The 17,282-nt window shown below is 67.6% G+C and carries 17 protein-coding genes; 7 read left to right on the top strand and 10 right to left on the bottom strand.

The genetic code is table 11. The features are described 5' to 3' along the window. Window positions 1–43: 43 nt before the first annotated feature. Window positions 44–2,002, bottom strand: a complete 1,959-nt coding sequence (locus AYJ57_RS24580) for a DUF3604 domain-containing protein (protein WP_066112102.1) — start codon at window positions 2,000–2,002, stop codon at window positions 44–46. A gap of 446 nt (window positions 2,003–2,448) precedes the next feature. Between AYJ57_RS24580 and AYJ57_RS24575 the strand changes: the two genes are divergently transcribed. The 7 genes from AYJ57_RS24575 to AYJ57_RS24545 all read left to right on the top strand — a co-directional run bounded on the left by AYJ57_RS24575 (window position 2,449) and on the right by AYJ57_RS24545 (window position 9,013). Beyond that, window positions 2,449–3,462 (top strand): ABC transporter substrate-binding protein, encoded by a 1,014-nt coding sequence (locus tag AYJ57_RS24575; protein WP_066112099.1) that lies wholly within the window; start codon window positions 2,449–2,451, stop codon window positions 3,460–3,462. An 8-nt stretch (window positions 3,463–3,470) separates the two neighbouring features. Then, window positions 3,471–3,872 carry a RidA family protein gene (locus AYJ57_RS24570; RefSeq protein ID WP_066112096.1) on the top strand — a complete coding sequence of 134 codons (402 nt, stop codon included), beginning with the start codon at window positions 3,471–3,473 and terminating at the stop codon, window positions 3,870–3,872. Then, on the top strand, window positions 3,869–4,651 hold the full coding sequence (locus AYJ57_RS24565; RefSeq protein ID WP_066112462.1) for an ABC transporter permease: 783 nt from the start codon (window positions 3,869–3,871) through the stop codon (window positions 4,649–4,651). The genes AYJ57_RS24570 and AYJ57_RS24565 overlap by 4 nt, the downstream gene beginning before the upstream one ends. Further along, entirely contained in the window at window positions 4,648–5,472 is an 825-nt protein-coding gene (locus AYJ57_RS24560) for an ABC transporter ATP-binding protein (RefSeq protein WP_066112093.1), read from the top strand. The genes AYJ57_RS24565 and AYJ57_RS24560 overlap by 4 nt, the downstream gene beginning before the upstream one ends. Next, window positions 5,469–6,680 (top strand): MFS transporter, encoded by a 1,212-nt coding sequence (locus AYJ57_RS24555; protein WP_083191535.1) that lies wholly within the window; start codon window positions 5,469–5,471, stop codon window positions 6,678–6,680. The genes AYJ57_RS24560 and AYJ57_RS24555 overlap by 4 nt, the downstream gene beginning before the upstream one ends. Window positions 6,681–6,706: 26 nt before the next feature. After that, window positions 6,707–7,600, top strand: coding sequence for an IclR family transcriptional regulator (locus AYJ57_RS24550; protein WP_157374397.1), 894 nt, complete (start codon window positions 6,707–6,709; stop codon window positions 7,598–7,600). Window positions 7,601–7,735: 135 nt separating this feature from the next. Further along, a complete protein-coding gene (locus AYJ57_RS24545; RefSeq protein WP_066112087.1) occupies window positions 7,736–9,013 on the top strand; it encodes a solute carrier family 23 protein in 1,278 nt (425 codons plus the stop codon). A 67-nt stretch (window positions 9,014–9,080) separates the two neighbouring features. On the opposite strand, the gene AYJ57_RS24540 is transcribed toward AYJ57_RS24545, so the two are convergent. The 9 genes from AYJ57_RS24540 to AYJ57_RS24500 all read right to left on the bottom strand — a co-directional run bounded on the left by AYJ57_RS24540 (window position 9,081) and on the right by AYJ57_RS24500 (window position 17,280). Further along, entirely contained in the window at window positions 9,081–9,431 is a 351-nt protein-coding gene (locus AYJ57_RS24540; RefSeq protein ID WP_066112084.1) for a type II toxin-antitoxin system RelE/ParE family toxin, read from the bottom strand. Then, window positions 9,421–9,678, bottom strand: a complete 258-nt coding sequence (locus AYJ57_RS24535; RefSeq protein WP_066112081.1) for a ribbon-helix-helix domain-containing protein — start codon at window positions 9,676–9,678, stop codon at window positions 9,421–9,423. Before AYJ57_RS24535 ends, AYJ57_RS24540 begins: the two co-directional genes overlap by 11 nt. Window positions 9,679–9,799: 121 nt before the next feature. Continuing rightward, the gene (locus AYJ57_RS24530) at window positions 9,800–11,527 is read right to left on the bottom strand and encodes a dihydroxy-acid dehydratase (protein ID WP_066112456.1); all 1,728 of its coding nucleotides are present in this window, start codon (window positions 11,525–11,527) and stop codon (window positions 9,800–9,802) included. A 14-nt stretch (window positions 11,528–11,541) separates the two neighbouring features. Then, a complete protein-coding gene (locus AYJ57_RS24525; RefSeq protein ID WP_066112078.1) occupies window positions 11,542–12,987 on the bottom strand; it encodes an NAD-dependent succinate-semialdehyde dehydrogenase in 1,446 nt (481 codons plus the stop codon). A gap of 52 nt (window positions 12,988–13,039) precedes the next feature. Continuing rightward, window positions 13,040–13,585 carry a TRAP transporter small permease gene (locus AYJ57_RS24520; RefSeq protein WP_066112075.1) on the bottom strand — a complete coding sequence of 182 codons (546 nt, stop codon included), beginning with the start codon at window positions 13,583–13,585 and terminating at the stop codon, window positions 13,040–13,042. A 3-nt stretch (window positions 13,586–13,588) separates the two neighbouring features. Further along, on the bottom strand, window positions 13,589–14,875 hold the full coding sequence (locus AYJ57_RS24515) for a TRAP transporter large permease (RefSeq protein ID WP_066112072.1): 1,287 nt from the start codon (window positions 14,873–14,875) through the stop codon (window positions 13,589–13,591). A gap of 66 nt (window positions 14,876–14,941) precedes the next feature. Next, entirely contained in the window at window positions 14,942–15,928 is a 987-nt protein-coding gene (locus AYJ57_RS24510) for a TRAP transporter substrate-binding protein (RefSeq protein WP_066112070.1), read from the bottom strand. Between the two features lie 70 nt (window positions 15,929–15,998). Next, a complete protein-coding gene (locus AYJ57_RS24505) occupies window positions 15,999–16,826 on the bottom strand; it encodes a sugar phosphate isomerase/epimerase family protein (RefSeq protein WP_066112067.1) in 828 nt (275 codons plus the stop codon). A gap of 4 nt (window positions 16,827–16,830) precedes the next feature. Next, window positions 16,831–17,280, bottom strand: a complete 450-nt coding sequence (locus AYJ57_RS24500; RefSeq protein ID WP_224906639.1) for a GlcG/HbpS family heme-binding protein — start codon at window positions 17,278–17,280, stop codon at window positions 16,831–16,833. Between the last annotated feature and the right edge of the window lie 2 nt (window positions 17,281–17,282).

Below are 17,282 nucleotides of genomic sequence, written 5' to 3'. Positions count from 1 at the left end.
CCGGACCAAAGAAACCTCCGGACCGAGGGCCGGGAGCCTGAAGTTACGGCGTGTACCAGATCGGCGAGCCGTAGGCGCGTTCCTGTCCGGTGGTCTCAGCGGCCTCGGGGATCTCCACCCCAAAGCGCTGCGCGTCATAGACCACCCAGCGCGGCGTCGGGATCTCCAGCACGCGCGCGTAGTAGAAAGCCTTTTGCGCCGGATCGAACTCGGGGTCGGTCCAGACCGTGGCAAGCTCTGACGCGCCGATGGTGTTGTACCAAGTGGCCGCGGCGATATCGACGGTATTGCCCACCGCGGGCAGCATGCCGTTCGCATCCATCTCGCGCCCGTCCGACCACGCCACGTCGAAAACCTTCTCATGGCTCTCCCCCGCGGCATCCATCCAGCCTTTGACAATCTGGATGCGGTCGAGATTGGCGCCGATCGGATCGCGCAGCGCATAGACCATGAACGTCGGCGCCTCGGCCCCCTCGGGCGCGGCGCGCAGATCGCCGCCCATGGGCACGCCCTTCTCGTAGCCGATAAAGGCGGGCTGGCGCGAGCGCAGGTCGTCCTCGGTGAACTCCCAGCCGCCGAAGAAACGCAGCATCATGCGCGGGCCGGTGGTGGCATAGACCTCCTTGCGCTCCATCGCGTCAAAGATAGCCTCGCGGGTGTTCTCCTTGGCCCAGACCGCCGCCAGCCCCGAGGCCACCAGCTGATAGCCCTCGAAGGTGCCCTTGTCGGATTTGGCAAACGGATGCTCCATCCGCGTCGGCGAAGGCTCCGCCGAGGCCGCCTTGCCAAAGAAATTCTCTTCTTCGATGGCGGGCAGCGAAGTGTGCGAGTCGGTGGAGCCGACCATGCCGAACTTATAGGGGTTGGTGCCGAATTTCTCTTCCAGCTGCAGCCCCATCTTCAGCGCTTCGCGGGCATACTCGTATTTGAGCATCTCGTCGGTCTTGGCCGCGCTGAGATCGAGGTTGCCCACGTCCCATGTCTCATAGTCTGCGAAAGCGTCATCGGGGCTGAGCAGCGGATGCGCCTCGCCGTCGCCCTTGATCTGCGTCGCCTCATAGAGCGGCTCCCATTTGGCGCGCTTCTCGACGTAATTCTCGTCAATCGCCTTGCCGGTGAACTGCTGCTCGAAGGGGAACATGATGCCGTTCGACAGGTTGCCATTGTGCGACAGCGCCAGCACCGAGCCGCCGGTCTTGGCCTCGTAATCCTCGAGGTATTGATACAAATCGAGCGGATCGGTGCTGCCATAGGGCGGCTGGGTGACCATCGGCACCACCTGCGAGGCCTTGGCCCCGCCGTCGCGGAAGATCACGTTGCGATGCAGGTTGTTGCCGCTGTCGAGCGAGGTCCACTCATAGCCGATGAAGGCGGTGAAATTGCCCGGATCGTTGAACCGCTCGGCGGCCTCGATGACGTCGCCCCAGACGGTGTTGTAGACCTTCGAGCCCGGCGCGTAATCCTCGAGGAACTGCTCGGGCAGCTCCGCCTGCGCGAAGGTGGTGATGAGATCGAGCGCCGCATCGGCGGCCTCCTGTCCGCCCGCCTGCAACCCGTCGTACCACGCCTGCCCCTCGGGCACCGCAAGGATGTTCGGCGCCCCGGCGGCGAGGTCGATGGAAAAGCCCATCATGTCGGAGTGATCGGCGATGACCACCCAATCGAGCGGGCGGCCCAGCTTCACCGGCAGCCCGGTGGCCGAGGTCACCTCTTCGCCGCGGGTAAAGCGATAAGCGGGCTCGAGCCCCAGCGTATTGCCGAAAAGCCCCGCATCGACCGAGAGCGCGGTGTGCAGATGGGTGTCGCCCCAGAACACCTGACTTGGAAAGGCGCGCTGCGCGTAGGGTGAATAGGTTTTGCCGTGGTAGAGCTCGGTGATCGACTCCTCGGACGGCACGAATTGCGCCGCAGCGGCGCAGGGCAGCGCGGCAATCAACAGCGCGGCGGGGATTTTCAGGTCAGGACTTTTCAGGCGTCGGGGATGGGTCAATGGCTCACTCATGGCGCTCTCCCCCCTTGGATGCACGATGCCACAATGCGCGGCGGCGGCCTCGCGCCCCTGACGCAGCTGCCCACGCAGGCTACGCCCCCCGGCAGGCCGCGCAATGACTGCGGTCAATGACTGGGTGATTCCGCGCGTCAACTGAGGCCCGACCCCGGCGTCGCCGCGCTGATCGGCCAGTCGCTGGGCGGACGCTTCCGCGTCGCGGCGGCGATCATCGGCGCCATGGCGCGGCGCGGCTGAGGCCCAAGACCTCCGGGCAGCGCATTTTTGCTGCATGCAAAACCGCCAGCTCTGCCGAAGCTTTGGCAGGGTTCAGCATTGTGGAATAGTTTTTCCTTCCGCCGCCGGAAACTGCGCAAATCCGCCGAATTTCTCTGGCGGCGGCCTGCCCGCCTGCCCGAGCCTGCCCCCGACGCAACAAAAAATGCAACGTCGGAGGTTCCATGTCACAGCCAACATCCACCCGCAAAACCAAGATCAGACGCGCCGCCCGCTGCGCCGCCGTGGCGCTGGCCACCACGGTCACCGGCAGCGCCGCCATGGCGCAGGACGCGCTGTCGCTGCGCCTCAACTGGACGATGAAGGGCGAGTTCACCCCCTTCGTCGTCGCCGCCAGCAAAGGGTTCTTTGCCGAGCAGGACCTCGACGTCACAGTCAAGGAAGGCAGCGGCGCGACGCTGGCGCTGCAGTCGGTCGCCACCGGGCAGGATGACTTTGCCTATGTCCCCTCGGTGCAGGTAATCCAGGCGATCAACGGCGGCATGCCGATCCAGGCGATCGCCACCGTCTCGAAGGTCGACTCGATGGGGATGGTCGCCCGCCCCGGCGTGACGCTCGCCACGCCCGCCGATCTGCAGGGCAAGAAGGTCGAGATCGCCGCCTCTTCGACCTTCAACAACATCTGGGACGCCTTCGCCGCCAAGAACGAGATCGACAAGGACGCAGTCGAGGTGGTGGCGGTGAACCCCGGCGCGCGCTTTGGCCTGCTGCTGTCGGGTCAGGTCGACGTGCTGGCCGACATCTTCATCACCAACGAGCTGCCGGTGCTGGAGGCGAAGGCCGGCGAAAGCCTCGATCACATCGCGGTCGGCGATTTCGGCTTTCCGATCATCGGCTACACGCTGGTCGCGCGCAGCGAGATGATCGAGAGCCAGCCCGAGGTGGTGCGCCGGTTCCTCGACGCCGCCAAGGAAGGCTTTGAGTTCGTCAGCGCCAATCCCGCCGATGCCGCCGAGATCGCCGTCGCCGCCTACCCCGAGCAGCTGATGCCCGAGGCGACCATCGGGCAGGTCGAGGCGCTTAACGCTTTTCTCGCCGAGGGATCGCCCTCGGCACTTTTCGTCGGCAGCGACGAGGGCTGGCAGGCGACGCTCGAGACCCTGAAGGACACCGGCGTGATCGACGCCTTCGAGGCCCCCGGCAGCTATTACACCAATGCCTTCGTGACCAACGACTGATCCCCCAAATGACTGATATCCAAAGAACCTTCCAGATCGACGGCGTGCCCGAGGCGACCGGGCCTTGGGCGCGCGCGGTCGAGTGGAACGGGCTGATCTTCATCTCCGGCCTGCGGGGCATCGACCCCGCGACCGGCCTGCCCGCGGCCACCTTAGAGGCGCGCATGGCGCTGATCCTCGATCATCTGCAGCGCACGCTGGCGCATCACGGCAGCGATCTTGCATCGGTGCTGTCGACCCGCGCCTATGTCACCGATATGGCGGGTCTGCGCCCGGCGGTGAACGACTTTTATGAAACGGCCTTCGGGGCGCATCTGCCGACCCGCACCATCCTTGAGGTGGCCGGGCTCAATCAGGGGGACGACGTCGAGATCGAATGCACCGCCCGCCGCATCGGGGGTGCCGCGTGACCGACCTGAAACTCGACCGCTGGGCACCGCCGGTGCTGGCGGCGGCGGTGCTGATCGCCGCGTGGCAACTGGCCTGCGTGGTGTTTGCCATCCCCACTTTCGTGCTGCCCTCGCCCGCCGAAATCGCCGTGGCGACCTATGCGAACTGGCCCACTCTACTGGGCCATACCGCCGTCACCTTCTGGGAGTCGATGCTGGGCTTCGTGCTCGGCATCGTCATCGGGCTGCCGCTGGCGGTGCTGATCACCTGCTCGCCGCTGCTCGAGCGCACGCTCTATCCGCTGCTGGTGGCCAGTCAGGCGGTGCCCAAAGTGGCGCTGGCGCCGGTCTTTGTGGTGTGGTTCGGCTTTGGTCTGCTGCCCAAAGTGCTGATCGCTTTTTCCATCGCCTTCTTTCCGATCGTGGTGAACACCATCGCCGGGCTGGAACGCACGCCGCCCGACATGATCCGGCTGATGCGCTCGCTGGGCAGCTCGCCGTCCGAGATCTTCTGGCGCGTGCGCATCCCCATGGCGAGCCCCTATATCTTTGCCGGGCTGAAGATCTCTTCGGCCTTCGCCGTGGTCGGTGCCATCGTCGGCGAGTTCATCGCCGCCACCGACGGGCTGGGCTATCTGCAGATGGTCGCCAACAACAACCTGCAGATCCCGCTGCTGTTCTCCTGCCTCGTGATGCTCTCGGTGCTGGGCGGGGTGATTTATTACCTCGTGGTGGCGCTCGAGCTTCTGCTGCTGCCCGCGCCGCTGCGCGCCCTGCACGACAAGGAGCCGAAACAATGAGTGCCCTGATGCAATCCCCGACACCCGCGCAAACACCCGCACAGCCCTCCGCCCCCAGCGGCGCCATCAGCCTGCAGGGCATCGGCATGGAGTTCCGCCGCCGCGACACGGTGGTCACCGCGCTCGACGGCGTGTCGCTCGACATTCCCGCGGGCAGCTTCTGCTCGGTGCTCGGCCCCAGCGGCTGCGGCAAGAGCACGCTGCTGTCGCTGGTCGCCGGGCTCGCCGCGCCGACGCGCGGCACGGTCACCATCGACGGCAGTCCGCTGGACGGCGCCTTCCATGACGTGGGCATCGTGTTCCAGAGCGACGTGCTGCTGCCGTGGATGACGATCACCGAGAACGTGCTGCTGCCCGCCAAGGTCAAGCGGCAGGACATGCAGGCCGCCCGCGCCCGCGCGCAGGCGCTGCTCGACCAGACCGGGCTTGGCGATTTCGGCGGCGCCTATCCCACCGAGCTTTCGGGCGGGATGCGCCAGCGCGCCTCGATCTGTCGCGCGCTGCTGGCCGATCCGGCGGTGCTGCTGATGGACGAGCCCTTTGGCGCGCTCGACGCGCTGACCCGCGAGAAGATGCAGGCCGATCTCAACCGCATCTGCAGCGAGCAGGGCAAGACCGTGCTGTTCATCACCCATGACATCGAAGAGGCGGTGGCGCTGGCCGATCAGCTGGTGGTGATGAGCCCGCGTCCGGGCCGCATACTCAAGCACTATCAGATCGACTTCCCGCAGCCGCGCCGCCGCGAGACCCGGCGCGATCCGCGCTTCGAAGAGATCGTCGACGAGGTGCGCGCGCTCTTCCAGCAGACCGGCGTGCTATGAGCGGGCAGAGCCAAAGCGTGCCCGCCTCCGGCACCGCGGCCACAACCCCCATGCCCACACCCATGCCGCCCGCGGTCTGGGCGCTGGCGGCGGCGGCGGGGATCGTGGTGGCCAACAATTACTATGCGCAGCCGCTGCTGCACGAGATCGGCGGCGCGTTCGGCGTCGCCGATTGGGCGGCAAGCTGGATCTCCGGCCTCACCCAGCTTGGCTATACGCTTGGGCTGCTGCTGATCCTGCCGCTCGGCGACCGGATGGACCGGCGGCGGTTGGTGTCGGTGATGCTGCTGCTGTCCTGCGCGGCGCTGCTCGGCTTTGCCGCCATGCAGCACTATCCGGGCCTGCTGATCACCGGCTTCGCCATCGGGCTGGTTTCGATCGTGCCGCAGATCATGCCCCCGGTGGCGCGCAAGATCGTCGCGCCGCAGCAGCGCGCCAGCGCCATCGGGCGGGTCATGGCGGGGCTGCTGCTGGGCATCGTGCTGTCGCGCTTCGTCGGCGGCTGGCTGGGGCATCTGCTTGGCTGGCGCGCGGTCTATCTGCTGGCCGCAGCGGTCATGCTGGGGCTGCTGCTGGTGCTGCGCCGCGCCATCCCAGCGATGCCGCCCGATTACACCGGCAGCTACCTTGGCCTGCTGCGCAGCCTGCCGCAGCTTTGGCGCGCCCATGCCGATCTGCGGCGGCTGGCGCTGGCGGCGGCGCTGCAGTTCGGCGCCTTCAGCCTGTTCTGGTCGACCTTCGCCTTCCATCTCGCCGCGCTGCCGCAGCACTATACCGCCAGCATGGTCGGCAATTTCGCCCTCGTCGGCGCGCTTGGCGTGCTGGGGGCCATGGCCAGCGCACCGCTCACCCGCCGCCTGTCGCTGCGCGCGACGCTGGCGCTGTCGGGCGCGCTGATGGCGCTGGCCTTCCCGGTCTTCACCATGGCCGGGGCGCAGATCCTGTGGATCGTGCCCGGGGTGATCCTGCTCGATCTGGGGATGCAGATCAGCCACGTCAGCAGCATGACCCGCGTGCTGGAACTGGACGAGAGCGCCACCAGCAGGCTCAATACGGTCTATATGGTGGTGCGCTTCAGCGGCGCGGCGGCGGGCACGGTGACCGGCGGGCTGGCGTGGACATGGGGCGGCTGGCCCGGCGTGTGCCTCGTGGGAATGCTGGCCTGCGCCGCCGGTCTGTGGCTCAACTGCCATCAGGGGCGGCGCTGAACCGGATGGAGCCAAGGCAGGAACGCATGCGCAAGGAATGGCGGATCGAACCCGAGGACATCACCCCGGCGCGCACGATCATCCGCATGGAAGAGCAGGAACGGGCGGGCCAATTCGGCGGCCTGTTCGGCGATGGCCCGGACCCGGACGAGGAGGCCGAGCCCTCGCACATCCAGTCCATCGACCGCGCCTTCGCCATCCTCGAGACCATCGCCGCCAGCCGCACTCCGATGAAGCTCAAGGACATCGCCCAGCAGACCGGGCTGCGCACCACCACCTGCTTCAACCTGCTCGACGCGCTGGTGCGGCGCGGCTACGTGCGCCGCAATCCCTACCCTAAGGTCTATTACCTCGGGCGTAGGCTCTCGCGGCTGTCGCGCGGCGGTGGTGCGGCGGGGCTCGATCTGGAAAGCGCGGCGGCGGCGCGGCTGCGGCGGCTGTCAGACAGCACCGATCTGACCAGCGTTTTCACGGTGTTCCAGGGCCGCGATCTGACTGTCACCGCCTCGGCCCTGCCCGCGACGCCGAACGCCATTCCCTTGGCCGCTTATACCGAAGGGCTCGCCGGGGCGGCGCATGCCTCGGCGCTCGGCAAGGCGATCCTCGCGTGGCTGCCCGAGGCGCGCATCGCCGAGGTGGTCGCCAAACATGGTCTCACCGCCTTCAACGGCCGCAGCATCGGCTCGCTGGGGGAACTGGGCGAGAGCCTGCGGCAGATCCGCCGCCACGGCTTTGCGGTGGAAGACGGGGAATATATCGACGGCATCAGCGCGGTCGCCGTGGCGATCCGCGACGCGCAGGGCGGCGTGGCGGCGGCGGTGGGCTGCCTGTTGCCGCGCGATTCCGATTGCATTCTGCGCATCCGTGAGACCCGCGGGCCGCTGGCCGAGATCGCCAGCGAAATCGCCGGCATCCTCTAACCCCCCTCCCCTATAGCGCCACACGCCCCATGAGCGCCGCTTGGCGCATGGCGGCCCTACGGCCATCGGCCATTCCCTTTTGCCCGCAAAAGAGGCTATGGCCGCGCCCAACGCGAGGCTTCCGAGGAGAGAGAGATGTCGTATTTCCCCAAATGGCGCAGCACCACCGGCGCGGAGGTGATGCCCGACGAGAGGCTGCCCGGCGCGGCCTCGGTGCCGATGGGCATCCAGCACCTGCTGGCCATGTCCGGCTCGACCATCGTGGCGCCGATCCTCATGGGGTTCGATCCCAATGTGGCGGTGTTCTTCTCGGGCATCGGCACGCTGCTGTTCTTCATCATCACCGCCGGGCGGGTGCCCAGCTACCTCGGCTCGTCCTTCGCCTTCATCGCGGTGGTGCTGGCGGTGACCGGACAGGAGGGCGCGACCATCGCCCATGCGCTTGGCGGGATCATCGCCTGCGGCGCGCTTTACGCGCTGATCGGGCTGATCGTCATGGCGGTCGGCTATGGCTGGGTCGAGCGGCTGATGCCGCCCGTGGTCACCGGCACCATCGGCATCGCCATCGGCCTCAACCTCGCGCCGGTGGCAGTGGACCAGCTGAACGCCTTCGGCGCGCCCACCCCCTCGCACCTCACCGTGGCGCTGCTGACCGTGCTCTGCATGGCGATGGTCTCTTGCTACGGCCATTCCCGCACCCGGCGGCTGTCGGTGCTGCTGGCGCTGCTCTTTGGCTATGCGCTGGTGCTGGTGCTGGGCAACCTCATGGGCCTGATGACGCCGATCGACTTCTCTGCGGTCGCCGGGGCCGCTTGGTTCGGCCTGCCGAAGTTCCAGACGCCCGAGTTCCACTGGTCCGCCATCACCCTCATCGCCCCGGTGGCCATCGTGCTGGTGGCCGAGAACCTCGGGCACATCAAGGCGCTTGGTGCGATCACCGGCAAGGACATGGACCCTTACATCGGGCGCGGTTTTCTGGCCGACGGTCTGGCGACCATGGTCGCGGGCTCGGGCGGCGGCACCGGGGTGACCACCTACGCCGAGAACATCGGCGTCATGGCGATGACCAAAGTCTATTCCACGCTGGTCTTTGTGATCGCCGCTTTCGCCGCGATCCTGCTGGGCCTCTCGCCGAAGTTCGGCGCGCTCTTGCAGACCATTCCCGCGCCGGTTCTCGCCGGGCTGTCGGTGGCGGTCTTCGGGCTCATCGCCTCGGCCATGGCGCGCATCTGGATCGAGAACAAAGTGGACTTCTCGGACCCGCGCAACCTTTTCACCGCCGGTGTGGCGCTGATCTTCGGCGCCGGGGATTTCACCCTGCACATCGGGCAGTTCTCGCTGGGCGGCATCGGCACCTCGACGCTGACCGCGCTGCTGCTCTACCAACTGCTGGGCATTGGCCGCAAAGCCTGACACCCTCTCGTTCCGCGCGGCCCGGCGCTGCGCGGAGCACCCCACCAAAGCGGCTCACCAAAGCGGATCAGCCCCGCCCCAAAAGCCGCAGCAGGATGCGCGTGTCGTGGTCCTGCCCGCCAAAGAACACCGCCAGCACGCGGATCTCTTCGGCGCCATCATCCACATCGAAATAAAAGATCGCCCGCTCTTTGGTGACATGGCGCAGCGCCGTGCCCAGCTCGGGCCGCCGGGTGCCCTGATGCGGTGCCTGCCCCAAGCCTTCCATCGCCGCAAGGATCGCCGCCAGCCGCCGCTCGGCGATCTCGAAAGCCGCCTCCACAGACTCGCCAAGCGCCTCGGCGCTGCCCGCGATGAATTCGAAGATCAGCTCCAGATCGCGCGCGACCGCCGCCGCCCGCAGAACCCTATAGGCCACGCTCGGCCCGCTTGCGGGCGATCATCGCCTCGGTCCCCGCGCGCCCCTCGTCCAGCGCCACAAAGGCCCCGGCGCGCCGCGCGTCCAGCAATTGCCGCAGCGCCTCGGCCTGCTCGCTTTCCTGCCGCATCAGCTCGACCCCATGTTGCAGCGCCGCGCTGAGCGAGGGAAACCGCCCGCCCTGCACGAGGCTGCGCACATAGGCATCCTGCGCTTCGGTGAGTGAGATAGAGGCTTTGACGCTCATGGTGGGGCCCTCATATGCTACTGGGTAGTATATGGGCGCAGGCCCGCTGCGGTCAACGTGCGCGTGCATCAGGCCGGGGGCGGCCCTCTCTGCCGCCCCCCTACCCTTTCTCCGGGCCTCTCTAGTCGCCCGCCGTCTGCACCGGCGTGCCGACCAGAAACCCAAAGTCGCAACCCCTCTCGGCCTGTAGGATTTCCTCGGCGTAGAGCTTGGCATAGCCGCGCTCGGCGGTGGCCCGCTGCGGGGTGTGGCCCTCACGCCGTGCCGCCAGTTCCTCCGCCCCCACAAGCACCTCGATGCTGCGGTCCTTCACGCTCAGCCGCACCCGGTCGCCGCTGCGCAACAGCCCGATCGGCCCGCCCGAGGCCGCATCCGGCGAGACATGCAGCACGATGGTGCCATAGGCGGTGCCGCTCATCCGCGCGTCCGAGATGCGCACCATATCCTTGATGCCCTGCCGCGCCAGCTTTTTGGGGATCGGCAGATAGCCCGCCTCGGGCATCGCCGCGCCGCTGGTCGGCCCGGCGTTCTGCAGCACCAGCATGTCGTCGGCGGTGACGTCGAGATCGGGATCGTCGATGCGCTGCGAGAGATCCTCGAGCGAGGAAAAGACGATCACCCGCGCCTCCTTTTCAAAAAGCTTCGGGTCGGCCGCCGAGCGTTTCAGGATCGCGCCGTTCGGGGCGAGGTTGCCATAGAGCGCCACCAGCCCGCCGGTCTCGCGGATCGGATCGCTGGCCGGGCGGATCACCCGCCGGTCGACCCAGTCTTCCGCCGCCTCGATCCGGTCGCCGATGGTCTCGCCGGTGATCGTGCGCGCGTCGAGATGCAGTAGGTCGCGCAATTCCCGCATCACCGCCGGAATGCCGCCCGCATAGTGCAGATCCTCCATGTAGTAGTCGCCGGTGGGCTTGAGATCGACCAGCACCGGCGTGCGGTCGCTCAGCTCATTGAGCCGCCGCAGATCGAGCGGCAGCCCGGCCCGCCCGGCGATGGCCGCCAGATGCAGCACCGCGTTGGTCGAGCCGCCAAGCGCCAGCAGCACCGTCACCGCATTTTCGATCGCCTGCTCGGTCATGATGCGGGCCGGGGTGAGATCCGAGCCGATGAGGCCCATGGCGATGCGCCCGGTGTCCTCGGCCATGCGCAGCCGGTCGGCGCTGACCGCCGGAATGCCCGCGCCCATCGCGGGCATCATGCCCATCGCCTCGGTCAGGCTCGCCATGGTCGAGGCGGTGCCCATCACCGCGCAGGTGCCCGCGGTCGAGGCCAGCTTGCGCTCTACCGTGTCGATTTCCTGCTGGTCGATCTCGCCCGCGCGGAACTGCTGCCAGAAGCGGCGGCAGTCGGTGCAGGCCCCAAGCCGGTGCTCTTTATGGCGCCCGGTGGACATCGGCCCCGCCACCAGCTGGATCGCCGGAAGCCCCGCCGAGATCGCGCCCATCAGCTGCGCCGGCACGGTCTTGTCGCAGCCCCCCAGCAGCACCACCGAGTCCATCGGCTGAGCGCGCACCATCTCTTCGACGTCCATCGACATGAGGTTGCGGAATTTCAACGACGTCGGGGTCAGAAACACCTCGCCCAGCGAGATCGTCGGAAACTCCACCGGCAGCCCGCCCGAAGCCAGCACGCCGCGCTTCACCGCCTCGATCATCTCGGGGAAATGCCGGTGGCAGTTGTTGAACCCCGAGGCCGCATGGGCGATGCCGACGATCGGCCGGTCGAGCATCTCGCGGCTGTAGCCCATCGAACTGGCGAAGGACCGGCGCAGGTAGCGCGAAAAGGCCGGATCGCCGTAGTTGGTGAGGCCGCGGGCAATGCCCTGCCCCTTGGTCGTGTCGTTGGTCATGGCGTCCTTTCCGATCACGCGTAGCGCGTCTTCACGTATTTTGCTTCGAGATATTCGAGGATGCCGAGTTGGCCCCCCTCGCGGCCGAAACCGCTGTCCTTGACCCCGCCGAAGGGCACCTCGGCGGCAGCGAGCAGCATGTCGTTGACCCCGACCATACCCACCTCCAGCGCCTCGGCGGCGCGGCTGGCGGTCGAGAGCGAGCCCGAGAAGACATAGCCCGCAAGGCCAAAGCCGGTGTCATTGGCCAGCCGGATCACCTCGTCATGGTCGCGGAAGGGCACGATCGGGGCAACCGGGCCAAACGGCTCTTCGCGCAGGATCGCCGCATCCATCGGCACCCGGCCCAGCACGGTGGGCTCGAAAAAGAACCCCTGATTGCGCCCGGCGGGCACGCTGCCCCCGGCGAGCAGATCGGCCCCCTTGTCGAGCGCGTCCTGCACCAGCGCCGCCACCCGGTCGCGGCCGCGGGCGTTGGCCATCGGCCCCATCTGCACGCCCTCATCGGTGCCGCGACCCAGCTTCACCCCTTTGGCGACGCGCGCCATGGCCTCGGCAAAGGGCTCGTAGACGTCCTCATGCACGAAGAACCGCGTCGGCGAGATGCAGACCTGCCCGGCGTTGCGGAACTTGGTGGCGCCGCAAATCTCGCCCACGCGCACCGGATCGGCATCGGGATAGACCAGCACCGGCGCATGGCCGCCCAGTTCCATCGACAGTTTCTTGAGCCCCTGCGCGCTCTGCGCCATCAGCAGCTTGCCCACCGGCACCGAGCCGGTCAGCGAGACCTTGCGGATCACCGGCGAGGCGATGAGATGCGCCGAGATCTCGGCCGGATCGCCCAGCACCACGTTGAGCACGCCCTTTGGCAGCCCCGCCTCGACCGCGCATTCGGCGATATGCGCCATGCTCGACGGCGCTTCTTCCGAGGGTTTCACGATGATCGGACAGCCCGCCGCCAGCGCCGCCGCGACTTTGCGCGCGGGCAGAAGCGCCGGGAAGTTCCACGCGGTGAAGGCCGCCACCGGCCCGACCGGCGCATAGCTCACATCCAGCCGCACCCCCGGCTCGCGCCCGGCGAGCGTATGGCCGAAGATGCGCCGCGCCTCGTCGGCGTACCAGTCGAACTGATCCACCGCCGCCTGCCATTCGCCCTTGGCCTCGGCCAGCGGCTTGCCGGTCTCGACGCTCATGTCCCATGCGGCGCGCTCGGCGCGGTCGGCCATGCAGCGGGCGGTCTCGCGCAGCAGCGCGCTGCGCTGCCAGCCCGGCGTCGCCGCCCAGACCGGCGCCATGCGGTCGACGGCCTCCAGCGCGGCATCAAGCTCGGCGGTGCCGGCGCGCGGGATGGTGCCCAGCACGTCCTCGCTCACCGGATCGATCACCGCGATCTCGCCGCCGGAGGCGACCTCTTTCCATTGCCCATCGATGTGCAGGCCGAAGCTCTGGTAGACGGTCATGGTCTCTCCCTTTCCCGAAGGAGGGCACGCCGGGCGCACCCTCTGATGTCTGTCAAAGATGCTTGATGGCGGGCTCGCCCTCGGGCGCCGGGCGCACCGGCGCCCCCGCGGTGCCGCGGGCAAGGTTGCCCTGCACCTGCTGCACCAGTTGCAGCGCGCTGTAGATGCCCATGATGGCGCAGCAGAACGGCAGCGCGCCGTAGTACCAGATCTTGTTGATCTGCAGGATCGCCGTGGTCTCGCGCGCGTTCACCGCGTATTGCCAGCCATAGACCACCATGATCGCCGCGAAGCTCAGCGAGACGAGCTGCACGAAGACCTCGAGCCAGCCCTTCCACGCCGCGTCACCGGCGATGATCACATCGACCCGGTAGAGCATGCCGCGGCGCCACAGCGCCACGACCCCCAGCAGGATCATCCAGATCGTCGCCAGCTCGCCGATCTCGTCATAGGCGACAAAGGCGATCTCGGTGGCGCGGGCGATGACCCGGATCAGCAGCAGGACGAACAGCGTCGTGATCCCGGTGATCACCCCCCAGCGGGTGACCTTGTCCACGGCGGTGTCGAGAGCGGTGAAAATGCGTGTCAGTGTCAGCATGGTTCAGAACCCGAAGAGTGCGGGGACCCACATCACGAGGCCCGGCAGGAAGGTGATGGAGATCAGCACGACGGCGAGCGCGATCAGATAGGGCCAGATCTCCTTGATGATCTCGACCAGATCGACGCGCGCCACCTGCGCCACGGTGTAAAGGCAAAGGCCCACCGGCGGGGTGATCAGCCCGATCATCAGGTTGAGCACGACGATCACGCCGAAATGCACCGGGTCCACGCCCAGTTGGATCGCCACCGGCAGCAGCATCGGCATGCAGATGATCATCACCGCGATGCCCTCGATGAACATGCCAAGGATCAGCAGGATGAGGTTGATCATGATGAGGATCGCCCAAGGCTGATCGGTGATGCCGAGCATCGCGTCGACCACCGCGTTGGGCACCTGCTGCTGCACCAAAACCCAGCTGAACGGCGCGGCGGCGGCCATGATGAACAGCACCTGCACCGTCTGCTGGCCCGACACCCAGAAAATCTCGGGCAGGTCGGTGATCTTCAGCTCGCGGTAGAAGAACACGCCGACGATGATCGCATAACCCGCCGCCAGCACGGCGGCCTCGGTGGGGGTGACGATGCCCAAAAGCAGCCCGCCGACCACGAAGATCGGCATCACCAGCGCGGGCAGCGCGCCCAGCACGGTCACCGCGCTTTCGCGCAGGCCGGGACGCTCTTCGAGGCGCGGCAGGTTCTTGGCGCGCGCGGTCAGCGCGATCACCGCCATCATGGCGAGGCCCATCAGCAGCCCCGGCATGATCCCGGCAAGGAACAGCGCCCCCACCGAGACATTGGCGATGCTGCCGTAGATGACGAAGGGAATGCTCGGCGGCACGATCGGGCCGATGGTCGACGAGACCGCAGTGATCGCGGCGGCGTAGCGCGGCGAATAGCCCGCGTCCTTCATCGCCTTCACCTCAATCAGCCCCAGCCCCGCGGCATCGGCCACCGCCGAGCCCGACATGCCCGAGAACAGCATGCTGCCCACCACGTTCACATGGCCCAGCCCGCCGCGCACCCGGCCGACAAAGACCAGCGCGGTGCGGAAGATGCGGTCGGTCATGCCGCCGGTGTTCATCAGGTTGCCGGCGACGATGAAGAAGGGGATCGCCAGCAGCGGAAACGAGGTGGTGCCGACATAGAATCTCTGGATCAGCACGGGCAGAAGATCGGGGCCCACGGCCCACCACATCGTGCCCACCGCCAGCATGGCGAGCGCGATCCCGATCGGGGTTCCGATCAGGATCAACAGCACCAGCGCCGACATGATCACGGCAACGGTCATGATACCGGCCTTTCTTGCAAGAGGGGGTTGGACCGGCGGCGCGGCGCGCCACCGGCCGTCACGGGATCACGAGGTGCGGGCCGCCTCGACGTAGCCCATCCACTCGTCCCAGGTCTCGCCGCCGATGCGCTCGCGCAGACGCTCCCACGCCGGACCCATCATGTCGCGGAACGGGCCGGGGTCGGGCCGGGTGACCTGCACGCCCTCGGCCTCCATCTTGGCGAGCATGTCCTCTTCGCCCGCCTGCACCTCGGCCTGCGCCTCCTTGCCCGCCTTCAATGCCTCTTCCGACAGGATCGCCCGATGCTCGTCCGACAGCCCGTCGAGGCTGCGCGGGTTCCCGGTCAGCATGAAGGAGGTGTAGACATGGCGCGTCGTGGCGATATGGCTCTGCACCTCGTAGAACTTATTGGCGTAATCCACCGAGATCGGGTTGTCCTGCCCGTCCACCGTGCCGCTCGACAGCGCAAGGTAGAGCTCGCCGAAGGCGATGGTCTGCGTGTTCGCGCCAAGCGCCTCGAAGGTCGCCTGAATCGACAGCTCGGGCGGCACCCGCAGCTTCAGCCCCTTCACGTCGTCGGGGGTCATCACCGGGCGGCGCGAGTTGCTGAGCGCGCGGAAGCCGTATTCGAAGTTGGCGATCCACGCGAGGCCGTTGCGCTGCAGGAACGCGTCGAGCCAGGGCCGCGCGGTCTCGCCCAGCACGCGGTGCGCGTGCTCGTAGCCGTCGAACTGATAGGGGATCTGGATGACCCCGGCGCTCTTGTCCTGCGCTTCAATGTTGGGCGGGTTGAACATCACCAGATCGATCGCGCCCATCTGCGCCTGTTTCACCGTCTCGGGCGGCGAGCCGAGCGCGCTGTTGGGGAAGATGGCGATGGACAGCTCGCCCCCCGTGCGCTCTTCGATGGCGGCGGCCATGCGTTCGGCGGCCTGATAGGACGGATGCGTCGCGCCCAGCTGGTGCGAGAGCTTCAGCTTGGTCTTGGCTCCGGCCAGCGCCGGGCGCACGCCCAGACCCGCCGCCAGCGACAGCGCGCCGGCCCCTTGCAAGAATCCTCTCCGGTTCAGACTAAATCTGTTCATTGGTCTTCCTCCCTTTTTGTGTGATCGGGGGCGCGGTCTACACGACCGGGGCTCCCTGCGCGCGCGCCATCAGCGCATCGAAGTCCGCGCGGCAGTCGCGCAGCACCTCATCGGCTCCGCGGGCATCCCCCGCGAAGAAATGGCTCTCATGTTCGATCGAGACCGCACCGCGATAGCCGCCCTCCAGCAGCACCCGCAGCATCGCCGTCAGGTCGATTCCGCCCTCGCCCAAGGGCACGAAGCGGAAATCCTCGGGACCGCCCACCGCGTCCTTGAGGTGCACATGGGCGATATGCGGCAGCAGCGCCTTGGCCGCCTCGGTGGTGTCGTCGCCCATCGGGTGATAATGCGACGGATCGAAGTTGATCTTCAGCCCCGGCGCCGCCTCCAGCGCTGCCAGCGCGGTTTGCACCGTGCCGATCTGCCGCCCGACAATGGCCTCGAGCGCCAGCGTCAGACCGCGCCGTTCGGCATCCTCCACCGCCACCGCCAGCGAGCGGTGCAGCGCGGCGATCCCGGTCTCCTCCCCCGGGATCACATGCACCAGACCGATACCCAGATCGACGGCGCGATCCATCATCTCGCGGCCCCATGCGAGCGCGGCATCGCGCCGGTCGTCCCGGCTCGAGCCAAAGTCGCAATGGTGGATGCACAGGGCCGAATACGGCCCCATGCCCGCCAGCTTGTCGATCACCGCCCGCGGGGTGTCCGGCGTGATATGCGCCGGGCCCCAGGGCAGCAGCTCGCCGTTGAGCTCGACCATCTCGTACCCGTGGTCGCGGATCTTCCGCACCGCCTCGAGCACCGGCAGGTCGCTCAGAAAGCCCGTGTGGAACGACAGCGGCAGGGTGATCTGGTCCGTCATGGTCTCAGCCTTCCTCGAAGATCTTCAGCGCCTCGGTGCCGATCTCGGTGTCGCCGGTCCAGTGTCCGCCCGAACAGCCGATGGCGCCGATGATCTGCCCGTCCACGACGATCGGCTGACCGCCGCCATAGGTGATCATCCGGTGCACCACGCCGGGCACGCCGATGCGCAGCGGCTCGTCGCTTTGCATGATCTCCTGCCACTTGTGGGTCGGGATATGCGAGACGGCGGCGGTATAGGCCTTGTCGATGGCGATCTGCCCGGCGGCGGGGTTGGTGGCATCCATCCGGCGGAAGGCCATCAGGAAGCCGCCATCATCGACCACCGCAACGCAGACCGACTTGCCGATCTTCTCGGCGTGGGCAAAGGCGCGGTCGATCAGCGCCTCGGCGGCGGCCAGCGTGACAACGGCCTTGGGGCGGGTGAGCGCGGTCATGGTCATGTCCTCGGGCATGG

It is taken from the genome of Salipiger sp. CCB-MM3, from assembly GCF_001687105.1.
Taxonomy (GTDB): Bacteria; Pseudomonadota; Alphaproteobacteria; order Rhodobacterales; family Rhodobacteraceae; genus Salipiger.
This window is presented reverse-complemented; position numbering and strand designations above follow the sequence as displayed.

Excerpts from the sequence above, each read along its gene's own strand:
- AYJ57_RS24520 (WP_066112075.1), bottom strand. The coding sequence starts at position 13,585 with ATGCTGACACTGACACGCATTTTCACCGCTCTCGACACCGCCGTGGAC.
- AYJ57_RS24575 (WP_066112099.1), top strand. The coding sequence starts at position 2,449 with ATGTCACAGCCAACATCCACCCGCAAAACCAAGATCAGACGCGCCGCC.
- AYJ57_RS24525 (WP_066112078.1), bottom strand. The coding sequence starts at position 12,987 with ATGACCGTCTACCAGAGCTTCGGCCTGCACATCGATGGGCAATGGAAA.
- AYJ57_RS24515 (WP_066112072.1), bottom strand. The coding sequence starts at position 14,875 with ATGACCGTTGCCGTGATCATGTCGGCGCTGGTGCTGTTGATCCTGATC.
- AYJ57_RS24535 (WP_066112081.1), bottom strand. The coding sequence starts at position 9,678 with ATGAGCGTCAAAGCCTCTATCTCACTCACCGAAGCGCAGGATGCCTAT.
- AYJ57_RS24530 (WP_066112456.1), bottom strand. The coding sequence starts at position 11,527 with ATGACCAACGACACGACCAAGGGGCAGGGCATTGCCCGCGGCCTCACC.
- AYJ57_RS24580 (WP_066112102.1), bottom strand. The coding sequence starts at position 2,002 with ATGAGTGAGCCATTGACCCATCCCCGACGCCTGAAAAGTCCTGACCTG.
- AYJ57_RS24555 (WP_083191535.1), top strand. The coding sequence starts at position 5,469 with ATGAGCGGGCAGAGCCAAAGCGTGCCCGCCTCCGGCACCGCGGCCACA.
- AYJ57_RS24560 (WP_066112093.1), top strand. The coding sequence starts at position 4,648 with ATGAGTGCCCTGATGCAATCCCCGACACCCGCGCAAACACCCGCACAG.
- AYJ57_RS24550 (WP_157374397.1), top strand. The coding sequence starts at position 6,707 with ATGCGCAAGGAATGGCGGATCGAACCCGAGGACATCACCCCGGCGCGC.
- AYJ57_RS24505 (WP_066112067.1), bottom strand. The coding sequence starts at position 16,826 with ATGACGGACCAGATCACCCTGCCGCTGTCGTTCCACACGGGCTTTCTG.
- AYJ57_RS24500 (WP_224906639.1), bottom strand. The coding sequence starts at position 17,280 with ATGCCCGAGGACATGACCATGACCGCGCTCACCCGCCCCAAGGCCGTT.
- AYJ57_RS24570 (WP_066112096.1), top strand. The coding sequence starts at position 3,471 with ATGACTGATATCCAAAGAACCTTCCAGATCGACGGCGTGCCCGAGGCG.
- AYJ57_RS24545 (WP_066112087.1), top strand. The coding sequence starts at position 7,736 with ATGTCGTATTTCCCCAAATGGCGCAGCACCACCGGCGCGGAGGTGATG.